We start from the raw sequence: 23,353 nt of genomic DNA, 5'->3' as shown, positions 1-23,353 counted from the left end.
CGTGGTGCGGGTGGAGGCGCGGTCGCGCGGGCGAGCGCGGTCAGCCGAACCGTTCGGTCCGGATGGTCTGCGGCGGATGGCCGAGGGACTGGAGGAGATCGGCGGCGCGTTCGACGAAGCCGGTGGGCCCGCAGACGTAGCAGCGGGTGTCCGGTGAGGCGGGCAGTCCCCCGAAGTCGTCACGGGTGACGCGGCCCGCCGGCCGGCTCACCCCGGGGCCCGTCCGGCGGGTGTAGACGATGCGGATGTCCTCGGACCCGGTCGGATCGGTGAGGTCCTTCGTGTACCAGAGCTCGTCCGGGCCGCGTACGGAGCAGAGCAGGGCGCAGGGGTCCCCGGAGGGCTCCGCGGCGCGGCGGGCCCGGAGCATGGCCATGAGGGGGACGATGCCACAGCCGCCGGCGACGAGGAGGAGGGGGCCGCGGTCGCGCGGTGTCCACACGAACCATCCGCCGAGCGGCCCCATGAGCTCGACCTCGGCGCCGACGGGCAGGACGTCGGTCAGATACGGGGAGACCTCGCCGTCGGGCGCCGACTGGACCCCCAGCTCGACCGTGTCGCCGTCGGCGGGGGCCGCGAGGGAGTAGCTGCGGACCGCCTGATATCCGTCGTCGGCGGTCAGGCGGACGTCGACGTGCTGGCCGGGACGGTGGCCCGGCCAGCCGGGCACCTCGAAGCGGAGGGTGCGGCCGGTCGCCGTCTGGGGCTCCCGCGCGGTGAGCCGCGCCCGCCGCCAGCCGCCCGTGGCCGGGACCCGGTCGGCCGGGGCGGTACTCACCCGTCGCTCCGGTAGCGCTGCTCGCGCCAGGGGTCGCCGTAGTCGTGATAGCCGGCCCGCTCCCAGAATCCCGGCTCGTTGCCGGTCGTGAAGCGCAGGCCCCTGACCCACTTCGCGGACTTCCAGAAGTAGAGGTGCGGGACCAGCAGGCGGGCCGGACCGCCGTGGTCCGGCGACAGGGCGAAGCCGTCGAAGCTGTGGACGAGCCACGCCTTGCCGCCCGTGACGTCGGCGCGCGGCAGGTTGGTCGTGTACCCGTCGAAGGATTCCGCGACGACGAAGTCCGCGGAGGTCTCCACGGCGTCGGTGAGGACGTCGAGGGAGACGCCCTGCCACCGGGTGTCGAACTTCGACCAGCGGGTCACGCAGTGGATGTCCACCACGGGGTGCTCCTGCGGCAACGCCGTCATCTCCTCCCACGTCCAGCTCCGGCTCTCACCGGTCTCGCTGGTGACGGTGAAGGACCAGCGGTCCGTGGGCACCTGCGGGGTCGGTCCGGCGGAGAGCACCGGGAAGGACTCCGTGGGGTACTGGCCCGGGGGCAGCCGTTCCACGAGGCTCCGGGTGCTCGGGCCGCTCGGGCCCGTCGGGCTGCTTTGGCCGTTCCGGCCACTCCGGTCGCTCCGGCCGTGGAAGCCGGGTGAGAGTCCGGTCATCGGGGCGCCTCCTCACGTGCGGGTACGGCTGTGGGGCCCGGCGGCGGTGGGCGACGGCTTTCCCGTGCCGTGCGTGTGGTCACGGGTCGGTACGGGCGTCGCGCGCGGGGAGCTTCCAGCCGGGGCGGGGGAAGTGGCAGGTGTAGCCGTTGGGGTAGTGCTGGAGGTAGTCCTGGTGTTCGGGCTCGGCCTCCCAGAAGTCGCCCAGGGGCTGGACCTCGGTGACGGCGGGCCCCGGCCACAGGCCGCTGGCATCGACGTCCGCGAGCGTGTCCAGCGCCGTCCGGCGCTGGTCGTCGTCGGTGTAGTAGATCGCCGACCGGTAGCTGCGGCCGATGTCGTTGCCCTGGCGGTCACGGGTGCTGGGGTCATGGATCTGGAAGAAGAACTCCAGCAGGTCGCGGTAGGTGGTGCGGGTGGGGTCGTAGAGGATCTCGATGGCCTCGGCGTGGTCGCCGTGTGCGCGGTACGTGGCGTTCGGCGTGTCGCCGCCCGTGTAGCCCACGCGCGTGGCGAGGACACCGGGCTGGTGGCGGATGAGCTCCTGCATGCCCCAGAAGCAGCCTCCGGCCAGTACGGCCTTCTCGGTCCGGTCGTTCATGTCGCCCTCCGACGTGGGTGTTCTGTTCCGGGCCCTGGCGGCCCCGGTTGGGCCGGGCCATGGGTCTCCGTGGTCGGCCCTCACCGCACCCTCTCAAGGAAGCGTGTGCGGCACCTCTGGAGAGGGCGGCGTTCGCGGGGCCGCCGAGGACGGCGTCCGTGGGGCCGCCGAAGGAGGTGTTCACAGCACCTCGAGGAGGTGTTCGCAGGCTTCGGCGCAGGCCGTGCACGCTTCGGTGCAGAGGCGGCAGTGGGCGTGCATCAGCTCGTGTTCCCGGCATTCCCGCTCGCAGCGCAGACAGGCGCTCGTACATGCCTGCACCAGGGCGATGAGGGCCGCGCGGTCCTCGTGAGCACTCTGCCGCAGCAGCGTCGTGGCCGTGAGCAGGCAGACCGGCGCACAGTGCTCGGCGGCTGCCGCCGCTCTGGCCAGGGAGGCGGTGTCGTCCTCGGCGAGGCAGCCGTCCGCGCAGGCCGTACAGGCGGCCGCGCAGTCCAGCGCCGCCCGCACCGCGCGTGCGAGGGCCTGGCGCCGCGATGACGCGGGGGCGGACGGGTGCGCCTCAAGCAGTTCATCCACGCTGGGCATGGGTCGTCGCTCCTGTCGCGGGGGTGGGAAGAGCGGGGGCGGGGCGGAGCCGTGCGGAGTAGGGCCGGAAGGGGGCGGAGCCGGGTGCGGGGCAGGGCCGGAAAGGGGCCGGGCCGACGGCGAGGTCCGGGACGTGGCGGAGCCGAAACGATCCCTTGACATGCGGACCCCTTCCTCGCGCGGCCCCACCTGCCCATCGTGGCCGACGTCCCCTCCGCCCGCCACCTGCGGGCGGAGGGGGTGGAGGTGCCCCGGGCCGGGGCCGGGGGCCGGGGGCCGCGAATCGTGGCGGTGCGGCGGGCGGTCATGCCGGCGTTGTGGGGGCCGGAGCCCGGACCGCCGGGGCCGGAGTTCTCCCTGGAGGGCTGCCCGAGGGCGGTGACACCCGCATGACCAGCGTCTTCAGCCCCTCGTCGGTGCGTATCGAGCGCGTGCGGCTGGCCGTGCAGTACGGGCGTCCCCGGGACGCCCTCGCCCTGGCAAAGGGGATGCGGCTGAGCAAGGACACACCCCCGTCGTGGCGCACCTGGCTGCTGCTCGACGTGGCACGGGCCCATACGGACATCGGGGACGCGGCCGGTGCGGTGAAGACCCTGGAGTCCCTGCGTCGCGTGGCCCCGACGTGGATGCGGCACCACACCCTTGCCGTGGCGATCGTCCGCGACCTCTGGGCGCTCCCCAACCATCCGCCGGGACTTCGCCCGTTGGCCGAGTTCCTGGGGGTCACTCCCTAACGTGGTGAAAGTGGGACGTTGCGCCCCTGTCGGCCTGCTGGGCCTGGCGCTTGCATGAGGGCACAACGCCCGCGGCTGCCGTTCGACCGGTGTCCGGGGGCCACCCGATCCGGGAGAACGGACAGCCATGCCACCATCCGCCACCAGGGTCCGCCCCACCGGGCATCCCGGCTACAGCGAGACCCTGCCGCGCCTCCCGGAGAGCCCCGCCGCCGCGCGGCGCCTCACGCGCACCGCCCTTGCCTGCGGGGATCTGGAGGAGCTGGCCGGGGACGGTGATCTGATCGTCAGCGAACTGGTCACCAACGCGGTTCGGCATGCCCGGCGCGGCCCGATCCGTGTCGTGGTCGAGCGCACCGCCGAACGCACCGTACGCCTTGCCGTCTCCGACCGGTCACGGCTCCGGCCGGTGCTCCGCCGGGCGGATATGGACGAAGCCGGCGGACGAGGGTTACGGGTTGTCGCCGCCCTGGGCCGGGACTGGGGCGGGACGGGTCGGACCGACAGGGGTGTGAGGAGGGGGTGTCGCGCCCCCTCCTCACACCTCTCGTTACGCCAGTTCCGCCAGGCGGGCGCGGATGTGGGCGATGACCGCCGGGGCGTGGTCGTTCAGGTAGAAGTGGCCGCCCTCGTAGGAGTGGAAGGTCGTGGCCGCCGTGGTGTGGGTCGTCCAGGCCGCCGCCTCGTCCTCGGTGACCTCGGGGTCCTCGGTGCCGTTCAGTACGTCGATCGGGCAGGTCAGGGGCGGGCCGGGGTGGTAGCGGTACGTTTCGGCGGCGCGGTAGTCGGCGCGGATCGCCGGGAGGACCGACCGCAGGAGTTCCTCGTCGGCCAGGACCGCCGGGTCGGTGCCGCTCATGCGGCGGATGGTCTGGAGGAGCCGGGCGTCCGGGGCCTGGTGGACGCGCTCGTTCTCACGCGGCCGGGACGGGGCGCGGCGGCCCGAGGCGAACAGGGCGACGGGGACCGTGCCGGCCGCCTCCAGGCGCAGGGCCACCTCGAAGCCGAGCGTGGCGCCGAGGCTGTGGCCGAAGAGGGCCACCGGGCGGTCGCACCACGGCAGCATCTCGGCCGTGACGAGGTCCGCGAGTTGGCGTACGTCGTCCACGCAGGTCTCGTGGCGGCGGTCCTGGCGGCCGGGGTACTGGACGGCCACCACATCGGCGGCCGGCGCCAGCGCGCGCGAGACGGGGAAGTAGTAGCTGGCCGCGCCGCCCGCGTGGGGGAGGCAGAACAGCCGCACCGGGGCCCGTTCGGCCGGGTGGAAGCGGCGGAGCCAGGGGGTGGTGGTCGGTGTCGTCGTGGTCATGGGCGGGGTGTGTCCTCACGGAGTACGGGCTGTGGTGTGCGCGATGCGCGGTGCGGAGTACGGGGTGCGGAGTGCCGGGTGCTGGGTCGGTCACGGTGCGGTCCGGGCGCTCGCGGTGTGCGCCGGGTGTGCGGCGTCACGGTGTCGTGGGCCATGCCCCCGGGGGGCGCCAGCCGCGGGACGGGCCCCAGCGGGAGCGGGGGTGGGGGGTGAGCGTGTCCCCGGTGGACGCCTCCACGGTGCGGGTCGCGGTGAGGAGGACGAGGAGGACGGCGGCCAGTTCGTCCGCGTCCGGGGTGCCGCGCTCGATGCGGAGGTGGGGGCCGGGGCCGGCCTCCGCGCGTACGTACGGATCGGCGGTCATGTCAGAACGGCGGGTTGCCGTGCTTGCGTTCGGGCAGGGGGACGTGTTTGGCGCGCAGGACGTCGAGGGCGTCGGCGAGGACGCGGCGGGTGGCCGCCGGGTCGATGACGTCGTCCACCAGGCCGCGTTCGGCGGCGTAGTAGGGGTGCATCAGCTCCTGGCGGTACTGCTTCACGCGCTGGGCGCGGGCCGCCTCCGGGTCGTCGGCGGCGGCGATCTCGCGGCGGAAGACGACGTTGGCGGCGCCCTCCGCGCCCATGACGGCGATCTCGTTGGTGGGCCAGGCGAAGGAGAGGTCGGCGCCGATGGAGCGGGAGTCCATGACGATGTACGCGCCGCCGTACGCCTTGCGCAGGATGACCTGGACGCGGGGCACGGTGGCGTTGCAGTACGCGTACAGCAGTTTCGCGCCGTGGCGGATCACGCCGTTGTGCTCCTGGTCGCTGCCCGGGAGGAAACCGGGGACGTCGACCAGGGTGACGAGCGGGATCGAGAATGCGTCGCAGGTCTGGACGAAGCGCGCGGCCTTCTCGGAGGCGTGGATGTCGAGGACGCCGGCGAGGGAGGCCGGCTGGTTGGCGACGATGCCGACGACATGGCCGTCCAGACGGGCCAGCCCGCAGATGATGTTGGTCGCCCAGTGCGCGTGGACCTCGAAGAGGTCGCCGTCGTCGACGATCTCCTCGATGACCGCCCGCATGTCGTACGCGACGTTCGGGTCGGCCGGGACCAGACGGCACAGGGCGTCGCCGAGGCGGTCGACCGGGTCGTCGCACGGCTGGACCGGAGGCAGTTCGCGGTTGTTGGAGGGGAGCAGCGTGAGGAGGTGGCGCACCTCCTCCAGGCACTCCTCCTCGGTGTCGTACAGGAAGGCGCTCGCGCCCGAGACCGTCGAGTGCACCTGGGCCCCGCCCAGGTCGTTGTGGCTGATCTTCTCGCCGGTGACGGCCTGCACGACGTCGGGTCCGGTGATGTACATCTGCGCGATGTCGCGGACCATGAAGACGTAGTCGGTGAGCGCCGGTGAGTACGTGGCGCCGCCCGCGCACGGGCCGAGCATCACGCTGATCTGCGGGATCACCCCGGACGCCGCCACATTGCGGCGGAAGATGCCGCCGTAGCCGGCGAGCGCGGTGACGCCCTCCTGGATGCGGGCGCCCGCGCCGTCGCTGAGCGACACCAGGGGTGCGCCCGCCGCCAGGGCGAGGTCCATCACCTTGTGGATCTTCTGCGCGTGCGCCTCGCCCAGCGAGCCGCCGAAGATCCGGAAGTCGTGCGCGTACACGAACACCTTCCGGCCCTCGACCTGGCCCCAGCCGGTCACGACGCCATCGGTGTGCGGTCTGCGGTCCTCCAGCCCGAACCCGGAGGCGCGGTGGCGGCGCAGTTGCTCGATCTCCCGGAAGGTCCCGGGGTCGAACAGCAGGTCCAGCCGTTCGCGTACGGTCAGCTTGCCCCGTGCGCGCTGCGCCTCGGTGGCACTCGGCGAAGGGCCCAGCTCCACGGCCTCCTTGATCGCTCCTCGTTCGGCGACTCGGACACTGACATCGGCAACGGTCATGCTCCACCCGTCTCTCGGCCATCGGGCCCGCCGTGGGCGGCGCCCTGGGCAGTGCGTGCCATTGAAGGGTCCGGGGGCGCGCGCGGAGAACACCGACCACCCCCCTGACCGCGCCCCGGTCCGCCGCCACCCGGGCCCAGCAGGCATCTCGCGGTACGGCGCGGCGGTGAACGGCCGGTTCCGGTGGGTGCGGACCGGCCGCGAGCAGGGTCAACACCTGGGGGGATAGGGGTGTCGCCGCCCTTCGGGGCCGACCTAGCGTGCGGACACCCCGTGGCTGGAACGGTGCGGGGCATTCGATACGAGCTGGGAGCGTGCAGATGTCCGCGGGCTTCGATCCTGTCGCTGATGACATGTCCGGCGCGGAGGTCCGCCCGGGGGGACGCTCGGAGGCCGGCCGGCCGTCGGGCCCGGGGGAGGCCGCTGCCGCCGCCGCTCCGCAGAAGACCCACGGCCCGGAACAGGCGGCCGGTGCCGCCGCTCCGGGTGGTGCGGGGGAGACTTCCGGGGCCGCCGCTCCGGCGGGTACGGAGGCGATTCCCGGCCCGGAACAGGTCTCCGGCACCGCCGCGCCGGCCGGCCGGCTGGCCGGGCTGCCGCTGAGCGAGCAGACCAGGCTCCTCACGGATCTGGTCTGCGAGCACACCGCGGCGTGCCTGCGCAAGGTCCGCCCGGACGCCGAGCCGGTGGTCGTCGCCCGCACCTCGTTCCGGGAACTGGGGCTGGACTCCATCGCCCTGGTCGACCTGCACGCCCGTCTGAACGCGGCGACCGGGCTGGCCCTGCCGGTGACCGCCGCCTTCGACCACCCGAGCCCCGAACTGCTCGCCGCCTGTGTCCGTACGGAACTGCTCGGCGCCCCCGACGCCCGCCGGGAGCAGGCCGCCGAGCAGGCGGCCCCGGCCTTCGACGGCGAGCCCATCGCGGTCGTCGGCATCAGCGGCCGGTTCCCCGGCGGCATCCGCTCCGCCGAGGAGCTGTGGGACCTGGTCGACGGCGGTGCGAGCGCGGTCGGGCCGTTCCCCGAGAACCGGGGCTGGGACCTCGACGCGCTCTTCGGCGACGACCCGTCCGTGCCCGGCACCTGCGCGACCCGGACCGGCGGATTCCTGCACGACGCCCCGGACTTCGACGCCGAGTTCTTCGGGATCGGGCCGCGCGAAGCGCTGGCGATGGACCCGCAGCAGCGGCTCCTCCTGGAGACCGCCTGGGAGGCGCTGGAGCGGACGGGGATCGACCCGACCTCGCTGCGCGGCAGCCGTACGGGCGTGTTCATCGGCGCCGGGCCCTCCGAGTACGGACCGCGCGTCCAGGACGCCCCGGAGAACCTGACCGGATACCTCGTCACCGGAGGCGCGCTCAGCGTCACCTCGGGGCGGGTCGCCTACGCGCTCGGGCTGGAGGGGCCCGCGCTGACCGTCGACACCGCCTGCTCCGGTTCGCTGGTCTCGCTCCACCTGGCCGTCCAGTCGCTGCGCCGGGGCGAGTGCGCGATGGCGCTGGCCGGCGGGGTGACCGTGCTGAGCACCCCGGGGCTGTTCACGGAGTTCAGCCGGCAGCGCGGGCTCGCCCCGGACGGCCGCATCAAGGCGTTCGCGGCGGGCGCCGACGGCACCTCCTTCGCGGAGGGTGTCGGCCTGCTCGTCGTGGAACGGCTCTCCGACGCCCGCCGCAACGGCCACCGGGTCCTCGCCGTCATCCGCGGTTCGGCCGTCAACCAGGACGGGGCCAGCAACGGGCTCACCGCCCCCAGCGGCACCGCCCAGCAGCGCGTCATCACCCAGGCCCTCGCCGACGCCGGGCTCACCCCCGGCGAGGTCGACGCGGTCGAGGCGCACGGCACCGGCACCACCCTCGGCGACCCGATCGAGGCCCGCGCGCTCATCGCCACCTACGGCAAGGACCGGCCCGCGGACCGGCCGCTGTGGCTGGGCTCGGTGAAGTCCAACCTCGGGCACACCCAGGCCGCCGCCGGGGTCGCCGGACTCATGAAGATGATCATGGCGATGCGGAACGGGGTGCTGCCCCGCACCCTGAACGTCGACGCCCCCACCGGCAACGTCGACTGGTCCGCCGGGACCGTACGGCTGCTCACCGAGCCCGTGCCGTGGCCCGCGACCGAGGACCGGCCGCGCCGGGCCGGCGTCTCCGGATTCGGCATCAGCGGCACCAACGCCCATGTGATCGTGGAGGAGCCGCCCGCCGAGGACGGCGACGGAAGTGACGGCACCCCCGGTGGTGACGCCGGCGCCGACTCCGCTCCCGCGCTCGTCCCCGTCGGGGCGCGTTCCGACGACGGGCTGCGCGCCCAGGCCGCCCGCCTCGCCGCCTTCCTGGACGAGCGCCCCGACCTCACCCCGGCCGACCTGGGGCACGCGCTGGGCACCGGCCGGGCCGCCCTGGAGCACCGGGGCGCGGTCGTCGCCGCCGACCGCGACGGACTCCTCGCCGGGCTGCGCGCCCTGGCGGAGGGGACGGACACCGCCGACACCCGGACGGGCACGCTGCCCGCCGGGCGCCTCGCGTTCCTCTTCACCGGGCAGGGCAGCCAGCGCCTCGCCATGGGCCGCCGCCTCCATGACGCCCACCCGGTCTTCGCGGACGCCCTCGCGGACGCGATCGGCTGGCTGGACCTCCAGCTCGACGTCTCGCTGTGGGACGTGCTGTTCGCGCGGGAGGGCTCGCCGGAGGCGGCGCTGCTCAACGAGACGCGGTACGCGCAGACCGCGCTGTTCGCCGTCGAGGTGGCGCTGTTCCGGCTGGTCGAGTCGTGGGGGGTGCGGCCGGACTTCCTGGCCGGGCACTCCATCGGGGAGATCGCGGCAGCCCACGCCGCCGGGGTCCTGAACCTGGAGGACGCGGCGATCCTCGTCGGCGCGCGCGGCCGGCTGATGCAGGAACTGCCCTCCGGCGGCGCCATGATCGCCGTCCGGGCGACCGAGGAGGAAGTCCTTCCGTTCCTCTCCGAGCACGTCGCCGTGGCCGCGCTCAACGGGCCGGACTCCGTGGTGCTCTCCGGCGAGGAGGACGCCACGCTCGCCCTGGCCGCGCGCTTCGCCGCGCAGGGCAGGAAGACCAAGCGGCTCCAGGTGTCCCACGCCTTCCACTCGCCGCTGATGGAACCGATGCTGGAGGAGTTCCGCCGCGTCGCCGGGGTGCTCAGCTACTCCGCGCCCACCGTGCCCGTCGTCTCCACCGTCACCGGGCGGCCGGCGACCGCCGCCGAGCTGTGCTCCCCGGACTACTGGACCGGTCACGTCCGCAACGCCGTGCGCTTCTCCGACGCCATGGACTGGCTCCTCACCGAGGGCGGCGCCCGCACCTTCCTGGAGCTCGGCCCGGACGGCGTCCTCAGCGCCCTCGGCCAGCACTGCCTGCCCGAGGAGCGCGAGGCCGACACCGTCTTCGCCCCGCTGCTGCGCGCCGGGAAGGACGAGGTCCGCGAGGTGCTGGGGGCCGTGGCCCTCGCCCAGGTGCGCGGGGCGCGGATCGACTGGGACGCGCTGTACGCGGGCCGCCGCACCCGGCCCGTCGAGCTGCCCACGTACGCGTTCCGCACCCGCCGCTACTGGCTGGCGCCCCAGCCGTCCGCCTCCACCGGTCTCGGCCGGCTCGCCACGCTCCACCCCGTCCTCGGCTCGGCGGGCGACCTCGCCGGCACCGGCACCACCGTCCTCACCGGACGGGTGGCGCCGCGCACCCACCGCTGGACCGCCGACCACACCATCGCGGGCGTCACCCTGCTGCCGGGCACGGCCTTCGTCGAACTGGCCCTGCGCGCCGCGACGGAGACCGGCTGCGGCTCGGTGGAGGAACTGACGCTCCAGGCCCCGCTGGTGCTGCCCGCGTCCGGCGGCGTCGACCTCCAGATCGTCGTGGCCCCCGCCGACGCCTCCGGCCGCCGCACCGTCGAGTGCTTCTCCCGCCCGGACGGAGCCGAGGCCGCCGAGGACGCGGAGGACCCCTGGACCCGCCACGCCACGGGCGTCCTCGCCCCCACGGCCCCGGAGCCGGACACCGGAGCCCTCGCCGGGGCCTGGCCCCCGGCCGGAGCCGCTCCCCTCGACGTCAGCACCCTGTACACCGACATGGCCGGAGAGGGCTACGGCTACGGGCCCGCCTTCCACGGTGTGCGGGCCGCCTGGCTGCTGGACGGCGCGGTCTACGCCGACGTCGAACTCCCGGAGCACGTACGCGCCGACGCGGCCGGCTACGGCCTGCACCCGGCGCTCCTGGACGCCGCCCTGCACCCCGCCGACCACGCTCTCGCCGCGCGGGGCGAGCGGCCGGAGGGCACCTGGGTCCCGTTCTCCTGGAACCGGGCCACCCTGTACGCGGCGGGCGCGCCGGCCGTCCGCGTCCGCATCACCGCCAACGGCTCCGACGAACTGGACGTGACCGTCGCGGACGCCGCCGGCGCCCCCGTCGCCCGCGTCGAATCGCTGCTGCTGCGCGCCGTCACCGCCGCCCAGCTCGCCGCCGACCGCACCGACCCGCTGCTCGCCGTCCGCTGGCACGACGCTGAACTCGCCGCGGAGTCCGTGGAGTTCGCGGAGTTCGATGCGCTCGGTGACGTGGCGGGGGACGGCGTCCCGGACCTCGTCGTCTACCGCGTCCCGGCCACCCCGGACGGCGATGTGCCCGCCGCCGTCCGCGCGGTCGCCGCCGACGCGCTGGCCGCCGTCCAGAGCTGGCTGGCCGACGAGCGGAACGCCGGGGCGCGGCTCGCCGTCGTCACCCGGGGAGGCGCCGCCGTCCCCGGCACCGATGTCGACCTGGGCCAGGCACCCGTCTGGGGGCTGGTGCGCTCCGCCGAGGCGGAGAACCCGGGCCGGTTCGTCCTGGTCGACACCGACGAGGCCGGTGCCGCCCATCTCGGCCGGGCGCTGGCCGCCACGGGCGAGCCCGAACTCGCCCTGCGCGGCGACCGCGTGTACGTCCCCCGGCTCACCGCCGTGCCCGAGCCCGAGGAGGAGCGCCCGGCGCCCTGGGACGCGACCGGAACCGTGCTGCTGACCGGCGGCACCGGAGGCGTCGGCGCCGCACTCGCCCGCCACCTCGTGCACGAGCACGGAGTCCGCCGCCTGATCCTCACCAGCCGGCGCGGCGCCGACGCCCCCGGGGCCCGCGAACTCGTCGCCGAACTCGCGGAGCACGGCGCCGAGGTCACCGTCTCGGCCACCGATGTCGCGGACCGGGACGCGCTGGCCGCCCTGCTCGCCGCCGTCCCGGACGCGCACCCGCTGCGCGCCGTGGTGCACGCGGCGGGCGTCATCGACGACGGTCTCGTCGGCGGCCTCACCCCGGCCCGGCTCGACACGGTGCTGCGGCCCAAGGTGGACGCCTCCTGGCACCTCCACGAGCTGACGGCGGACCTCGGGCTCGCCGCGTTCGTCCTGTTCTCCTCCGCCTCCACCGTCCTCGACGGCGCGGGCCAGGGCAACTACGCCGCCGCCAACCTGTTCCTGGACGCGCTGGCCGCCCGCCGGGCGGCGGCCGGGCAGGTCGTCACCTCGCTGGCCTGGGGCCTGTGGGCCGGCGGCGGCGGCATGGGCGCCTCGCTGGACGCCGCCGCGCTGACCCGTATCGAACGCCTCGGCCTGGACTCGCTGTCCTTCGCCGAGAACCTGGCCCAGCTCGACAAGGCGCTGCGCACGGACGAACCGGCCGTCGTCCCCGTACGCGTCAACCCCCGCGCCGTACGCGCCCGTACGGACGGCACGCCCACGCTGCTGCGCGCCCTCGTCCGGCCCCGCACCGCCCCGGCCGCCGCCCGCGCCGCGGGCGGCCCGGCGCCGGTGACCGGCACCGCCCCGCTCGCCGCGCTCCTGGCGGGGATGAGCGCCGCCGACCGGCTGGCGCACATGCTGCGCCTGGTCCGCACCGAGACCGCCGCCGTCCTCGGCCACGCCGGCGCCGACGAGGTCAGCGCCACCCGCGCCTTCATGGAGACGGGCTTCGACTCGCTCGCCGCCGTCGAACTCCGCAACCGCCTCGCCACCGCCACCGGTCTCCGGCTCAGCGCCACCCTGACCTTCGACTACCCCACGGCGACGGTCCTGGCGGAATACCTGGTCACCAAGCTCGCCGGGGAGGCCACGGCGGCCGGACCGCAGGCCCCGGCACCCCGCATCGGAGCCACCGTCGACGACCCGGTCGTGATCGTCTCCATGGCCTGCCGCTACCCGGGCGGGGTGACCTCGCCCGAGGAGCTGTGGCGGCTCGTCGCGGAGGGCTCCGACGCGATCGGGCCGTTCCCCACGGACCGGGGCTGGGACACCGGCCTGTACGACCCGGAGATCGGCAAGCCCGGCCGCACGTACTCCACCGAGGGTGCCTTCCTCTACGACGCCGCCCACTTCGACCCGGCGTTCTTCGGGATCAGCCCGCGCGAGGCCCAGGCCATGGACCCGCAGCAGCGGCTCCTGCTGGAGGTCGCCTGGGAGACCTTCGAGCGCGCGGGCATCGACCCCCGCTCGGTCAAGGGCACGGACACCGGGGTCTTCGCCGGGGTGATGTACCACGACTGGGGGCTGCGCCTGGGCCCGCTCCCCGACGACGTGGCGGGCTACCACGGCAACGGCAGCCTCGCGAGCGTCGTCTCGGGGCGCGTCGCCTACACCCTGGGCCTGGAGGGCCCGGCGGTCAGCGTCGACACGGCGTGCTCGTCGTCCCTGGTCGCCCTGCACATGGCGGCCCGCGCCCTGCGGGCGGGTGAGTGCTCGCTGGCCCTGGCCGGCGGTGTCACGATCATGTCCACCCCGGACACCTTCCTCGACATGGCCCGCCAGCGCGGCCTGTCCTCCGACGGCCGCTGCAAGTCCTTCGGCGCCGGTGCGGACGGCACGGGCTGGGGCGAGGGCGCCGGCGTGCTGCTCCTGGAGCGGCTGTCCGACGCCCGCCGCAACGGCCACCGCGTCCTGGCCGTCGTCAAGGGCTCGGCCCTCAACCAGGACGGTGCCTCCAACGGCCTCACCGCCCCCAACGGCCCCGCGCAGCAGCGCGTCATCCGGGGCGCCCTCGCCAACGCGGGCCTCTCCGCCGCCGAGGTCGACGTCGTCGAGGCGCACGGCACCGGAACCCGCCTCGGCGACCCGATCGAGGCGCAGGCCCTCCTGGAGACCTACGGCCAGGAGCGGCCCGAGGGCCGGCCGCTGTGGCTGGGCTCCATCAAGTCGAACATGGGCCACACGCAGGCGGCGGCCGGTGTCGCGGGCATCATCAAGATGGTCATGGCGATGCGCCACGGCGTCCTGCCCAAGTCCCTGTACGCGGAGACCCCTTCGGACCAGGTCGACTGGTCGGCCGGTGACGTCGAACTCCTCACCGAGGCCCGGGAGTGGCAGCGGGCCGGGCATCCGCGCCGGGCCGGCATCTCCTCCTTCGGCATCAGCGGCACCAACGCCCACGTGATCATCGAGCAGGCCGAGGAACCGGCCCCGACGGCCCCCGCCCCGGTCCCCGCACTCCCCGACCTCCTCGCCTGGCCCGTCTCCGGCGCCACCGCCGAGGCCCTGCACGCCCAGGCCGGCCGCCTCCGCGACCACCTTCCCCTCCTCACCGACGCCGAACTGGCCCCCGCCGCCCACACCCTCGCCACCGGCCGCGCCGCCCTCGAACACCGCGCCCTCGCCCTCGGCACCGACCGCGACGACCTCGTCACCGCCCTCGACCAGCTCACGGGCGCCGACGCGGTCCAGGAAGGCAAGTCGGCGTTCCTGTTCACGGGGCAGGGTGCGCAGCGGCTGGGGATGGGTCGTGAACTGCACGCTGCCTTCCCGGTGTTCGCGGAGGCTTTCGACGCCGTATGTGCGGAGATCGATGCGCATCTCGGGGCGTCGCTCGCGGATGTGGTGTGGGGGGACGACGCGGACGCGTTGAACGCGACCGGGATCACTCAGCCCGCGTTGTTCGCCTTCGAGGTCGCGTTGTTCCGGCTGGTGGAGTCGTGGGGTGTGACGCCGGATGTCGTGGTGGGTCATTCGATCGGTGAGGTGGCCGCCGCGCATGTGTCGGGGGTGCTGTCCCTGGCCGATGCGGCCCGTCTGGTCGTGGCCCGGGGCCGGTTGATGCAGGCGCTCCCGGCTGGGGGCGCGATGGTCGCCGTCCAGGCGACCGAGGAGGAAGTCCTGCCTGTCCTCACGGAGGGTGTCTCGATCGCTGCGGTGAACGGGCCCCGGTCCGTGGTCGTGTCGGGCATCGAAGCGGAAGCCCTGGCGGTGGGTGAGCACTTCGCCGCCGGTCGCAAGACGAACCGCCTCTCCGTCTCGCACGCGTTCCACTCCTCGCTGATGGATCCGATGCTGGACGCGTTCCGGGAGGTGGCGGCCTCGTTGACGTACGCCGAGCCCCGCATTCCGGCGGTCTCGACCGTGACGGGTGAGCTGACCTCGGACTGGAAGTCGCCCGAGTACTGGGTCGGTCAGGTGCGGGAAGCAGTGCGCTTCGCGGATGCCGTACGCGCTGCCGAGTCCTTCGGGGCACGCACGTTCATCGAGATCGGGCCGGACGCCGTCCTCACCGCGCTCGGAGCGGGTACCGCCGAGGACGAGGGCAGTGCCTTCGTGCCGCTCGTGCGGCGCGACCGGGGCGAGGTCCGGGACGTGGTGGCCGGGGCCGGTGCGGCCTGGGCGCGCGGGGCGGACGTGGACTGGGTCGCCGTGCTCGGGACCGGCGGGCCGCTGGTGGACCTGCCGACGTATGCGTTCCAGCGCTCGCGCTACTGGCTCGACGTCACCGCGAAGACGGGCGATGTGGGCTCGGCCGGGCTGGACGCCGTCGAGCACCCGGTGCTCAGCGCGGCCGTGGTGGCGCCGGAGTCCGGGGCGGTCGTGCTCACCGGCCGGCTGTCGGCCGCCGGGCAGCCCTGGGTCGCGGACCACGGGGTGCACGGGGCGGTCCTGCTCCCCGGCACCGGGTTCGTGGAGCTGGCCGTGCGGCTCGGGGACCAGGTCGGCTGCGAGGTGCTGGAGGAACTGACCCTGGAGGCACCCCTCGTCCTGCCCGAGCACGGGGGCGCGTCCCTGCGCGTCGCCGCCGGGGCCCCGGACGCCTCGGGGCGCCGCCCGCTGCACATCCACTCCCGGCTCGACGGGGCACCCGAGGACGCCTGGACCCGGCACGCCACCGGCTTCCTCGCCACCGGCGCCCCGCCGGAGGTCCCGGGGGCCGACCTGACGACGTGGCCGCCGCGCGGGGCTGCCCCGGTGGAGGTCGACGGCGCGTACGAGCGGCTGCGGGAGCGCGGCTACGGCTACGGCCCGGCGTTCCAGGGGCTGACGGCGGCCTGGCGGCGCGGCGACGAGCTGTTCGCCGAGGTCGCCCTGCCGGAGACCGTGCGGGCCGAGGCCGCCGACTACGGGCTGCACCCGGCGCTCCTGGACATTGCCATGCACGTGGACGTGGTGGTGGACCAGGGCGAGGGCGGCACCGAGGCGCTGCTGCCGTTCGCCTGGAGCGGGGTCGCGCTGCACGCCGCGGGCGCGTCCGCGCTGCGGGTGTACGTCCGGCGCATCCGGGGCGCGGAGGAGTCGGCGATGGTCGTCGCCGACGAGACCGGCAGCCCGGTGATGACGGTGTCCTCGCTGATCTGCCGCCCGGTCTCGCCCGACCAGCTCGCGGTGGCCGAGGGACCCGTCTCCGACGCGCTGCACCACATCGCATGGTCACCGCTCCGGCAGCCGGCCGAGCCGCTGCCGTCCTCCCCGGCGGTGCTGGACGAGTACGGGCTGGCGATCCTCTCCGACCCGTCGGCGGCCGTCCTGGCCTGCTGCCCGGTGCCGGGCGGCTGGCCGGTGCCCGAGGCGGTCCGCACGACCACGGCGTACGTCCTCGACCAGATACAGACCTGGCTGACGGACGAACGCTTCGACGCCACCCCCCTGGTCGTCGTCACCCGGGGCGCCGTCACCACCGACGGGGCCGAGTCCCCCGACCTGGCCCAGGCGCCCGTCTGGGGCATCGTCCGGGCCGCGCAGGCCGAGAACCCGGGCCGGATCGTCCTGCTGGACGCCGATCCCGCCGCCGGGATCGACACGGCCGGACTCCCGGACGCCGTGGCGGCGGCCCTCGCCCAGGACGAACCCGAACTGGCGCTGCGCGACGGCCGGTTCCTCGTCCCCCGGCTCGTGCGGGCCGCCGTGCCCGAGGCCGCCGCGCCCTGGGACGGCGAACGGACCGTCCTGGTCACCGGAGGCACCGGCGGCCTCGGCGCCCGCGTCGCCCATCACCTCGTCCAGCGGCACGGGGTGCGGCATCTGGTGCTCACCAGCCGCCGGGGCCCCGACGCCCCGGGCGCGGCCGGACTGCGGGACCGGCTCCTCGCGGCCGGTGCCGTGGACGTGCGGATCACGGCCTGCGACGCCGCCGACCGGGACGCCCTGGCCGCCGTCCTCGACGCCGTACCGCAGGCGCACCCGCTGGGCGGTGTCGTGCACGCGGCGGGGGTGGTCGACCCCGGGCTGATCGGCGCGCTGACCGCCGAACGGCTCGACACCGTGCTGCGGCCCAAGGCGGACGCCGCCTGGCACCTGCACGAACTCACCCGCGACCTGGACCTGTCGGCGTTCGTGATGTTCTCCTCGGCCGGCGGGCTCGTGCTCCCCGCCGGACAGGGCAACTACGCCGCCGCCAACGTCTTCCTCGACGCCCTCGCCGCCCACCGCCACTCCCTCGGCCTGCCGGCCACCGCGCTGGCGTACGGGCTGTGGGCCGTCAACACCGGGCTCGGCGGCGAACTCACCGACGCCGACGTCGAGAAGATGAACCGGCTCGGCCTCCCCGCCCTGCCCGCCGAACGGGGCATCGCCCTCTTCGACGAGGCGCTGCGCACCCGGCACGCCCTGGTCGCCCCGCTCCTCGTGGACCCGGCCGCCCTGCACGCCCGGGGCGCCGACGTACCGCCGCTGCTGCGCGCCACCGCCGCTGCCGCCCGACCGGCGCGGCGCCGGACCGCGTCCGCCGCGCCGGGCGGCGACACCCTGGCCCGCCGGCTGGCCTCCCTCGGCGCGGCCGACCGGACCAGGACCCTGCGCGAGCTGGTCGCCGGACAGGTCGCCGCCGTCCTCGGGCACGCGTCGGCCGATTCCATCGGTGTGGACCGCGCGTTCAAGGAGCTGGGTTTCGACTCGCTGGCCGCCGTGGAACTGCGCAACGCGCTCAACGCCGCCACCGGGCTGCGGCTCCCCGTCACCCTCGTCTTCGACTACCCGAACACCCGGGCCGTCGCGGACTACCTGGACACCGAGTTCGGCGGTGCGCGGGACGAGGCGCCCGCCGAGGCCCCCGCACCCGCGACGGGCATCTCCGACGACGAGCCCATCGCGATCGTCGGCATCAGCTGCCGGTTCCCCGGCGGGGTGCGCTCCGCCGACGACCTGTGGGAGCTGGTCGCCGAGGGCCGCGACGCCGTCGCCGGATTCCCCACGGACCGGGGCTGGGACACCGAGGGCATCTACGACCCGGAGCCCGGACTGCACGGCAAGACGTACGCCCGGGACGGCGGATTCCTTTACGACGCGGCGGAGTTCGACCCGGCGTTCTTCGGGATCAGCCCGCGCGAGGCCGTGGCCATGGACCCGCAGCAGCGGCTGCTCCTCCAGTCGGCCTGGGAGGCGTTCGAGCACGCGGGCATCGATCCGACGGCCATGCGCGGCAGCCAGACCGGTGTGTACGCGGGCGTGATGTACCACGACTACGCCTCCCGCCTCCCGCACATCCCCGACGACGTCGCCGGCTACCTCGGCAACGGCACCGCCGCCTCCATCCTCACCGGCCGCGTCGCCTACACCCTGGGCCTGGAGGGCCCGGCCGTCAGCGTCGACACCGCCTGCTCCTCCTCCCTGGTCGCCCTCCACATGGCCTGCCAGGCCCTGCGGCGCGGCGAGGTCGGCATGGCGCTGGCCGGCGGGGTCACGGTGATGTCGACGCCCGAGATCTACGTGGAGTTCGCCCAGCAGCGCGGACTCTCCGCCGACGGCCGCTGCAAGGCGTTCGCGGCCGGGGCGGACGGCACCGGCTGGGCGGAGGGCGTCGGCCTGCTCCTGGTCGAACGGCTCTCCGACGCCGAACGCCTCGGCCACGACGTCCTCGCCGTCATCCGGGGCACCGCCATCAACCAGGACGGCGCCTCCAACGGCCTCACCGCCCCCAACGGCCCCTCCCAGCAACGCGTCATCCAGCGCGCCCTGGCCGTGAGCGGACTGACCACCTCCGACGTGGACCTCGTGGAGGGCCACGGCACCGGCACCCGCCTCGGCGACCCGATCGAGGCGCAGGCCCTCCTCGCCACCTACGGACAGGGCCGCACCGCCGAGGACCCGGTCTGGCTCGGCTCCATCAAGTCCAACATCGGCCACGCCCAGGCGGCGGCCGGCGTCAGCGGCGTCATCAAGTCCGTCATGGCCCTGCGCCACGGCCTGATGCCCAAGACCCTGCACGTGGACGAGCCCTCGCCCGAGGTCGACTGGGAGGCCGGACACGTCCGCCTCCTCACCGAAGCGCGTCCCTGGCCGCGCCGCGAGGACCGGCCGCGCCGCGCGACGGTCTCCTCCTTCGGCCTCAGCGGGACGAACGCCCATCTGATCGTGGAGGAGGCCCCGCAGCCGGTCTCCCCGGCCGCCGGCGAACCGCAGGACCGTCCGGACCTCGTCCGCCCGGTGCCCCTGCTCCTCTCCGGCGCCGACCCCGAGGCCCCGGCCCGCCAGGCCGCCGCGCTGCGCGCCCATCTGCTCACGGCCCCCGGTACCGACCTCCGCGATGTCGCCCACACCCTGGCCACCGGCCGGGCCGCCCTGGAACACCGCGGTCTCGTCCTCGCCACGGACACCGACAGCGCCCTGCGCGAACTCGCCGCCTTCGAGAACGGCGAGGGCACGCGGGGAAGCGTCACCAGCGGAAGGACCGCGTTCCTGTTCACGGGGCAGGGCGCGCAGCGATTGGGGATGGGGCGTGAACTGTACGACTCCTTCCCGGTGTTCGCGGAGGCTTTCGACGCCGTGTGTGCGGAGGTCGATACGCAGCTTGGGGCGTCGCTCGCGGATGTGGTGTGGGGTGAGGACGCGGAGGCGCTGAACGCGACCGGGATCACTCAGCCTGCTCTCTTCGCCTTCGAGGTCGCGTTGTTCCGGCTGGTGGAGTCGTGGGGTGTGACGCCGGATGTCGTGGTGGGTCATTCGATCGGTGAGCTGGCCGCCGCGCATGTGTCGGGGGTGTTTTCCCTGGCCGATGCGGCGCGGTTGGTGGTGGCCCGGGGCCGGCTGATGCAGACGCTCCCCGCCGGGGGCGCGATGGTCGCCGTCCAGGCCACCGAAGAAGAAGTCCTGCCCCTTCTGACGGACGGTGTCTCCATCGCTGCGGTGAACGGGCCCCGGTCCGTGGTCGTGTCGGGCATCGAAGCGGAAGCCCTGGCGGTGGGCGAGCACTTCGCCGCCGCCGGTCGCAAGACGAACCGCCTCTCCGTCTCGCACGCGTTCCACTCCTCGCTGATGGATCCGATGCTGGACGAGTTCCGCGCGGTGGCGGCCTCGTTGACGTACGCCGAGCCCCGCATTCCGGCGGTCTCGACCGTGACGGGTGAGCTGACCTCGGACTGGCAGTCGCCCGAGTACTGGGTCGATCAGGTCCGTCAGGCCGTCCGCTTCGCGGATGCCGTACGTGCTGCCGAATCCTTCGGGGCCCGTACGTTCATCGAGATCGGGCCGGACGCCGTCCTCACCGCACTCGGAGCCGGCTCGGCCGGGGACGAGGGCAGTGCCTTCGTGCCGCTCGTGCGGCGCGACCGGGGCGAAGTCGGGGCGGCGATGGCCGGGGCCGGGGCGGTGTGGGCGCGCGGGGCCGGGGTCGGCTGGGGCGCGTTCCTGGAGGGGAGCGGGGCGCGGCGGGTCGCGCTGCCGACGTACGCCTTCCAGCGCACCCGGTACTGGCTGGACGCCCCCGCCGCCGTCGGGGACGCGGCCGGGCTGGGGCAGGTGCCCGCCGGGCACCCGCTGCTCAGCGCCGTGGTCGTGTCGCCGGAGAGCGGGGCGCCGGTCCTGACCGGGCGGCTCTCCGTGGCCACGCATCCGTGGCTCGCGGACCACGCCGTGCACGGGAGCGTGCTGCTGCCGGGCACCGCGTACATCGAGATGGCGCTGCGCGCCGGGCACGAGGCGGGCTGCGCGCGGCTGGAGGAGCTGACGCAGGAGGCGCCGCTGCTGCTGCCGGCGAAGGCCGGGGTGGCCGTGCAGGTGACGGTGGGCGACGCGGACGCGTCGGGGCGGCGGGACGTCGTCGTGTACTCGCGGGCCGAGGACCTGCCCGAGGGCGCGCCGTGGACCCGCAACGCGCGCGGGGTGCTGGCCGCCGAGCCGGCGCCCGTGGTGCCGGACCTGGAGGTCTGGCCGCCGGCCGGGGCGCGGCCCGTGGACGTGAGCGGGATGTACGAGGACCTGGCCGGGCTCGGCTACGGGTACGGGCCGGTCTTCCAGGGCCTCACGGCGGCGTGGCGGCGCGGGGACGAACTGTTCGCGGAGATCGGGCTTCCGGAGCACGCCCGGACCGAGGCCGCCGCCTTCGCCCTGCACCCGGCCCTGCTCGATGCCGCCCTGCACGCGGAGCGGATCTTCGACGCGGACCACGAGGGGCCCGTCCGGGCCGCCCTGCCGTTCGCCTGGAACGGGGTCACCCTGCACGCGACCGGGGCCACCGCCCTGCGGGTGCGGCTGACGAAGCCGGGCCCGGACGCGGTCGCGCTGCGGATCACCGCGCCGACCGGCGAGCCCGTCGCCACGGTCGCATCGCTGGTGGTGCGCGAGGTCTCCCCGGCCCAGCTCGCCGCCCCGGGCACGGGAAGCGGTGCCGACCTCTTCCGTGTCGACTGGTCCGCCCCCCGGCCGGGCGCCCCGCAGGCCCCGGCCGCGTCCGCCGACGGCTGGCTCGTCGTGGGGCCGCCGCTGCCGGGCCTCCGCGCGGTGACCACGCTCGCGGAGGCCGCCGCCCTGGACCGCGTACCGGACACGGTGCTGCTGACCGCGCCGGACGTGTCCGATCTCTTCGGGGCCACGGGCGGGGTCCCCGAGCGGGTCCGCACCTGCGTGGGGCGGCTCCTCGACACCCTTGGCCAGTGGCTGGCCGAGCCCGCCTTCGCGGACTCCCGGCTGGTGCTCGTCACCCGGAACGCCGTGGTGGCCGACGACGCCGACCAGGTCGACTGCGTCCAGGCCCCGCTGTGGGGCGTGGTGCGGGCGGCCCAGGCCGAGAACCCGGGCCGCTTCACCGTCGTGGACCTCGACGCCGCACCCGCGTCGGCCGCCGCCCTGCCCACCGCCCTGGCCTCGGGCGAGACGGAGATCGCCGTACGGGAGGGCAGGGTCCTGGTGCCCCGCTACGCCCCCGCCGACGCGCAGGGAACCCCCTTGGAGTGGGCGGCGGACGGCACCGTCCTGATCACCGGAGGCACCGGACTGCTGGGTGCGGTGCTCGCCCGGCACCTCGTCGCCGAACAGGGCGTCCGCCATCTGGTGCTCACCAGCCGCCGGGGCGAGGACGCCCCGGGCGCCGCCGAGCTGCACGCCGAACTCGTCGGCGCCGGAGCGGAGTCGGTCCGGATCGTCGCGGTGGACGCGGCCGACCGGTACGCGCTCGCCGCCCTGCTCGACGAGATCCCGGACGCGCATCCGCTGACCGGGGTCGTGCACGCGGCCGGTGTCATGGACAACGCGCTCGTCGGGGCGGTCACCCCGGAACAGGTCGGCGCGGTGCTGCGGCCCAAGGTCGATGCCGCCTGGCACCTGCACGAACTGACCCGGAACCTCGGCCTGGCCGCGTTCGTCCTCTACTCCTCGGCCGGCGGGCAGATCCTTCCGGCGGGCCAGGCCACGTACGCGGCGGCCAACGTCTTCCTCGACGCCCTGGCCGCCGAACGCCGGGCCGCCGGGCTCGCCGCCACCTCCCTGGCCTGGGGCCTGTGGGAGGGCACGGTCGGGGAGGGCCCCGAGCTGACCGACGCCGATCTGCGCCGCATGGGCCGCTCGGGGGTGCTGGAGCTGTCCTTCGCGGACGGGACCGCGCTGTTCGACCGGGCCATGGCCCAGGACGCCGCCCTGCTCGCCCCGGTCCGGCTCGACCGTGCGGCCCTGCGCGAACGCGCCGACGAGATCCCGGCCCTGCTCCGGGACCTGGCCGGACCGCCGGTCCGCACCGGCCCCAAGCCCGCCGCCGTCCCGTCCACGGGCGCGGGCGACACGGACGGCTCCCTGGTCCGCGCCAAGCTGGCCGGGCTGCGCACCGGCCCGGAGCGGGACCGCTATCTGGAGGAGCTGGTCCGGGGCCACGCCGCCGCCGTCCTCGGCCACGGCGACCCGTCCGGGGTCCCCGCCGACCGGGGCTTCACCGAACTGGGCCTGGACTCGCTCGGGGCGATCGAACTCCGCAACCGGCTCCAGAAGGCCACCGGCCTCCGCCTGCCCGCCACCCTGATGTTCGACTACCCCAACTCCGCCTCCCTGGCCGGATTCCTGGGCGAGGAACTGCTCCCCGAGCCGGCGGCCGAGTCCACGGACGGGGACGCCCTGGACGACGAGGCCGTGCGCCGGGCCCTGCTGTCGATCCCGGCCGCGCGGCTGCGCGAGTCCGGACTGCTCGACACGCTCCTCGGACTCGCCCGCACCGAACCGGCCGGGGACCCCGGTCCCGCCGCCACGGAGGCCGCGGCTCCGGCCATCGAGGAGATGGCCGTCGACGACCTCGTACGGGCCGCCCTGGCCGGCGGCGAACTCAGCTGACC

Annotated in this window: 8 protein-coding genes and 2 pseudogenes; 3 read left to right on the top strand and 7 right to left on the bottom strand. The window is 75.1% G+C overall.

Going from position 1 to position 23,353, the window contains the following annotated elements; genetic code table 11:
* Positions 1 to 40 precede the first annotated feature (40 nt).
* From ACWCXC_RS02030 to ACWCXC_RS02015, 4 genes are all read right to left on the bottom strand, one after another.
* A complete protein-coding gene (locus ACWCXC_RS02030) occupies positions 41 to 778 on the bottom strand; it encodes a ferredoxin reductase (protein WP_450886012.1) in 738 nt (245 codons plus the stop codon).
* Positions 775 to 1,434, bottom strand: coding sequence for a sulfite oxidase-like oxidoreductase (locus tag ACWCXC_RS02025; protein WP_450682445.1), 660 nt, complete (start codon positions 1,432 to 1,434; stop codon positions 775 to 777). The genes ACWCXC_RS02030 and ACWCXC_RS02025 overlap by 4 nt, the downstream gene beginning before the upstream one ends.
* 79 nt (positions 1,435 to 1,513) lie before the next feature.
* A complete protein-coding gene (gene msrA / locus ACWCXC_RS02020; protein ID WP_450682444.1) occupies positions 1,514 to 2,035 on the bottom strand; it encodes a peptide-methionine (S)-S-oxide reductase MsrA in 522 nt (173 codons plus the stop codon).
* 180 nt (positions 2,036 to 2,215) lie between these two features.
* Entirely contained in the window at positions 2,216 to 2,623 is a 408-nt protein-coding gene (locus ACWCXC_RS02015; protein WP_450886010.1) for a four-helix bundle copper-binding protein, read from the bottom strand.
* 365 nt (positions 2,624 to 2,988) lie between these two features.
* Here ACWCXC_RS02015 and ACWCXC_RS02010 point away from each other — a divergent pair.
* Together ACWCXC_RS02010 and ACWCXC_RS02005 are read left to right on the top strand one after the other, a co-directional pair.
* Positions 2,989 to 3,357 (top strand): annotated as a pseudogene (locus ACWCXC_RS02010) (transcriptional regulator); the annotation flags it as partial.
* Between the two features lie 127 nt (positions 3,358 to 3,484).
* Positions 3,485 to 3,817 (top strand): annotated as a pseudogene (locus ACWCXC_RS02005) (ATP-binding protein); the annotation flags it as partial.
* Positions 3,818 to 3,907: 90 nt separating this feature from the next.
* Here ACWCXC_RS02005 and ACWCXC_RS02000 read toward each other — a convergent pair.
* From ACWCXC_RS02000 to ACWCXC_RS01990, 3 genes are all read right to left on the bottom strand, one after another.
* Positions 3,908 to 4,666 carry a thioesterase II family protein gene (locus ACWCXC_RS02000; protein WP_450886008.1) on the bottom strand — a complete coding sequence of 253 codons (759 nt, stop codon included), beginning with the start codon at positions 4,664 to 4,666 and terminating at the stop codon, positions 3,908 to 3,910.
* A 136-nt stretch (positions 4,667 to 4,802) separates the two neighbouring features.
* Complete coding sequence (locus ACWCXC_RS01995) at positions 4,803 to 5,030, bottom strand: acyl-CoA carboxylase epsilon subunit (protein WP_450682438.1); 228 nt, start codon at positions 5,028 to 5,030, stop codon at positions 4,803 to 4,805.
* A 1-nt stretch (position 5,031) separates the two neighbouring features.
* A complete protein-coding gene (locus ACWCXC_RS01990; RefSeq protein ID WP_450682437.1) occupies positions 5,032 to 6,591 on the bottom strand; it encodes an acyl-CoA carboxylase subunit beta in 1,560 nt (519 codons plus the stop codon).
* 353 nt (positions 6,592 to 6,944) lie between these two features.
* On the opposite strand from ACWCXC_RS01990, the gene ACWCXC_RS01985 reads away from it, so the two are divergent.
* Positions 6,945 to 23,351 (top strand): SDR family NAD(P)-dependent oxidoreductase, encoded by a 16,407-nt coding sequence (locus tag ACWCXC_RS01985; RefSeq protein WP_450886005.1) that lies wholly within the window; start codon positions 6,945 to 6,947, stop codon positions 23,349 to 23,351.
* Positions 23,352 to 23,353 lie beyond the last annotated feature (2 nt).

The organism is Streptomyces sp. NPDC001515 (genome assembly GCF_053597115.1).
The sequence above is the reverse complement of the archived record's forward strand: the minus strand, read 5'-3'. Positions and strand labels throughout refer to the sequence as shown.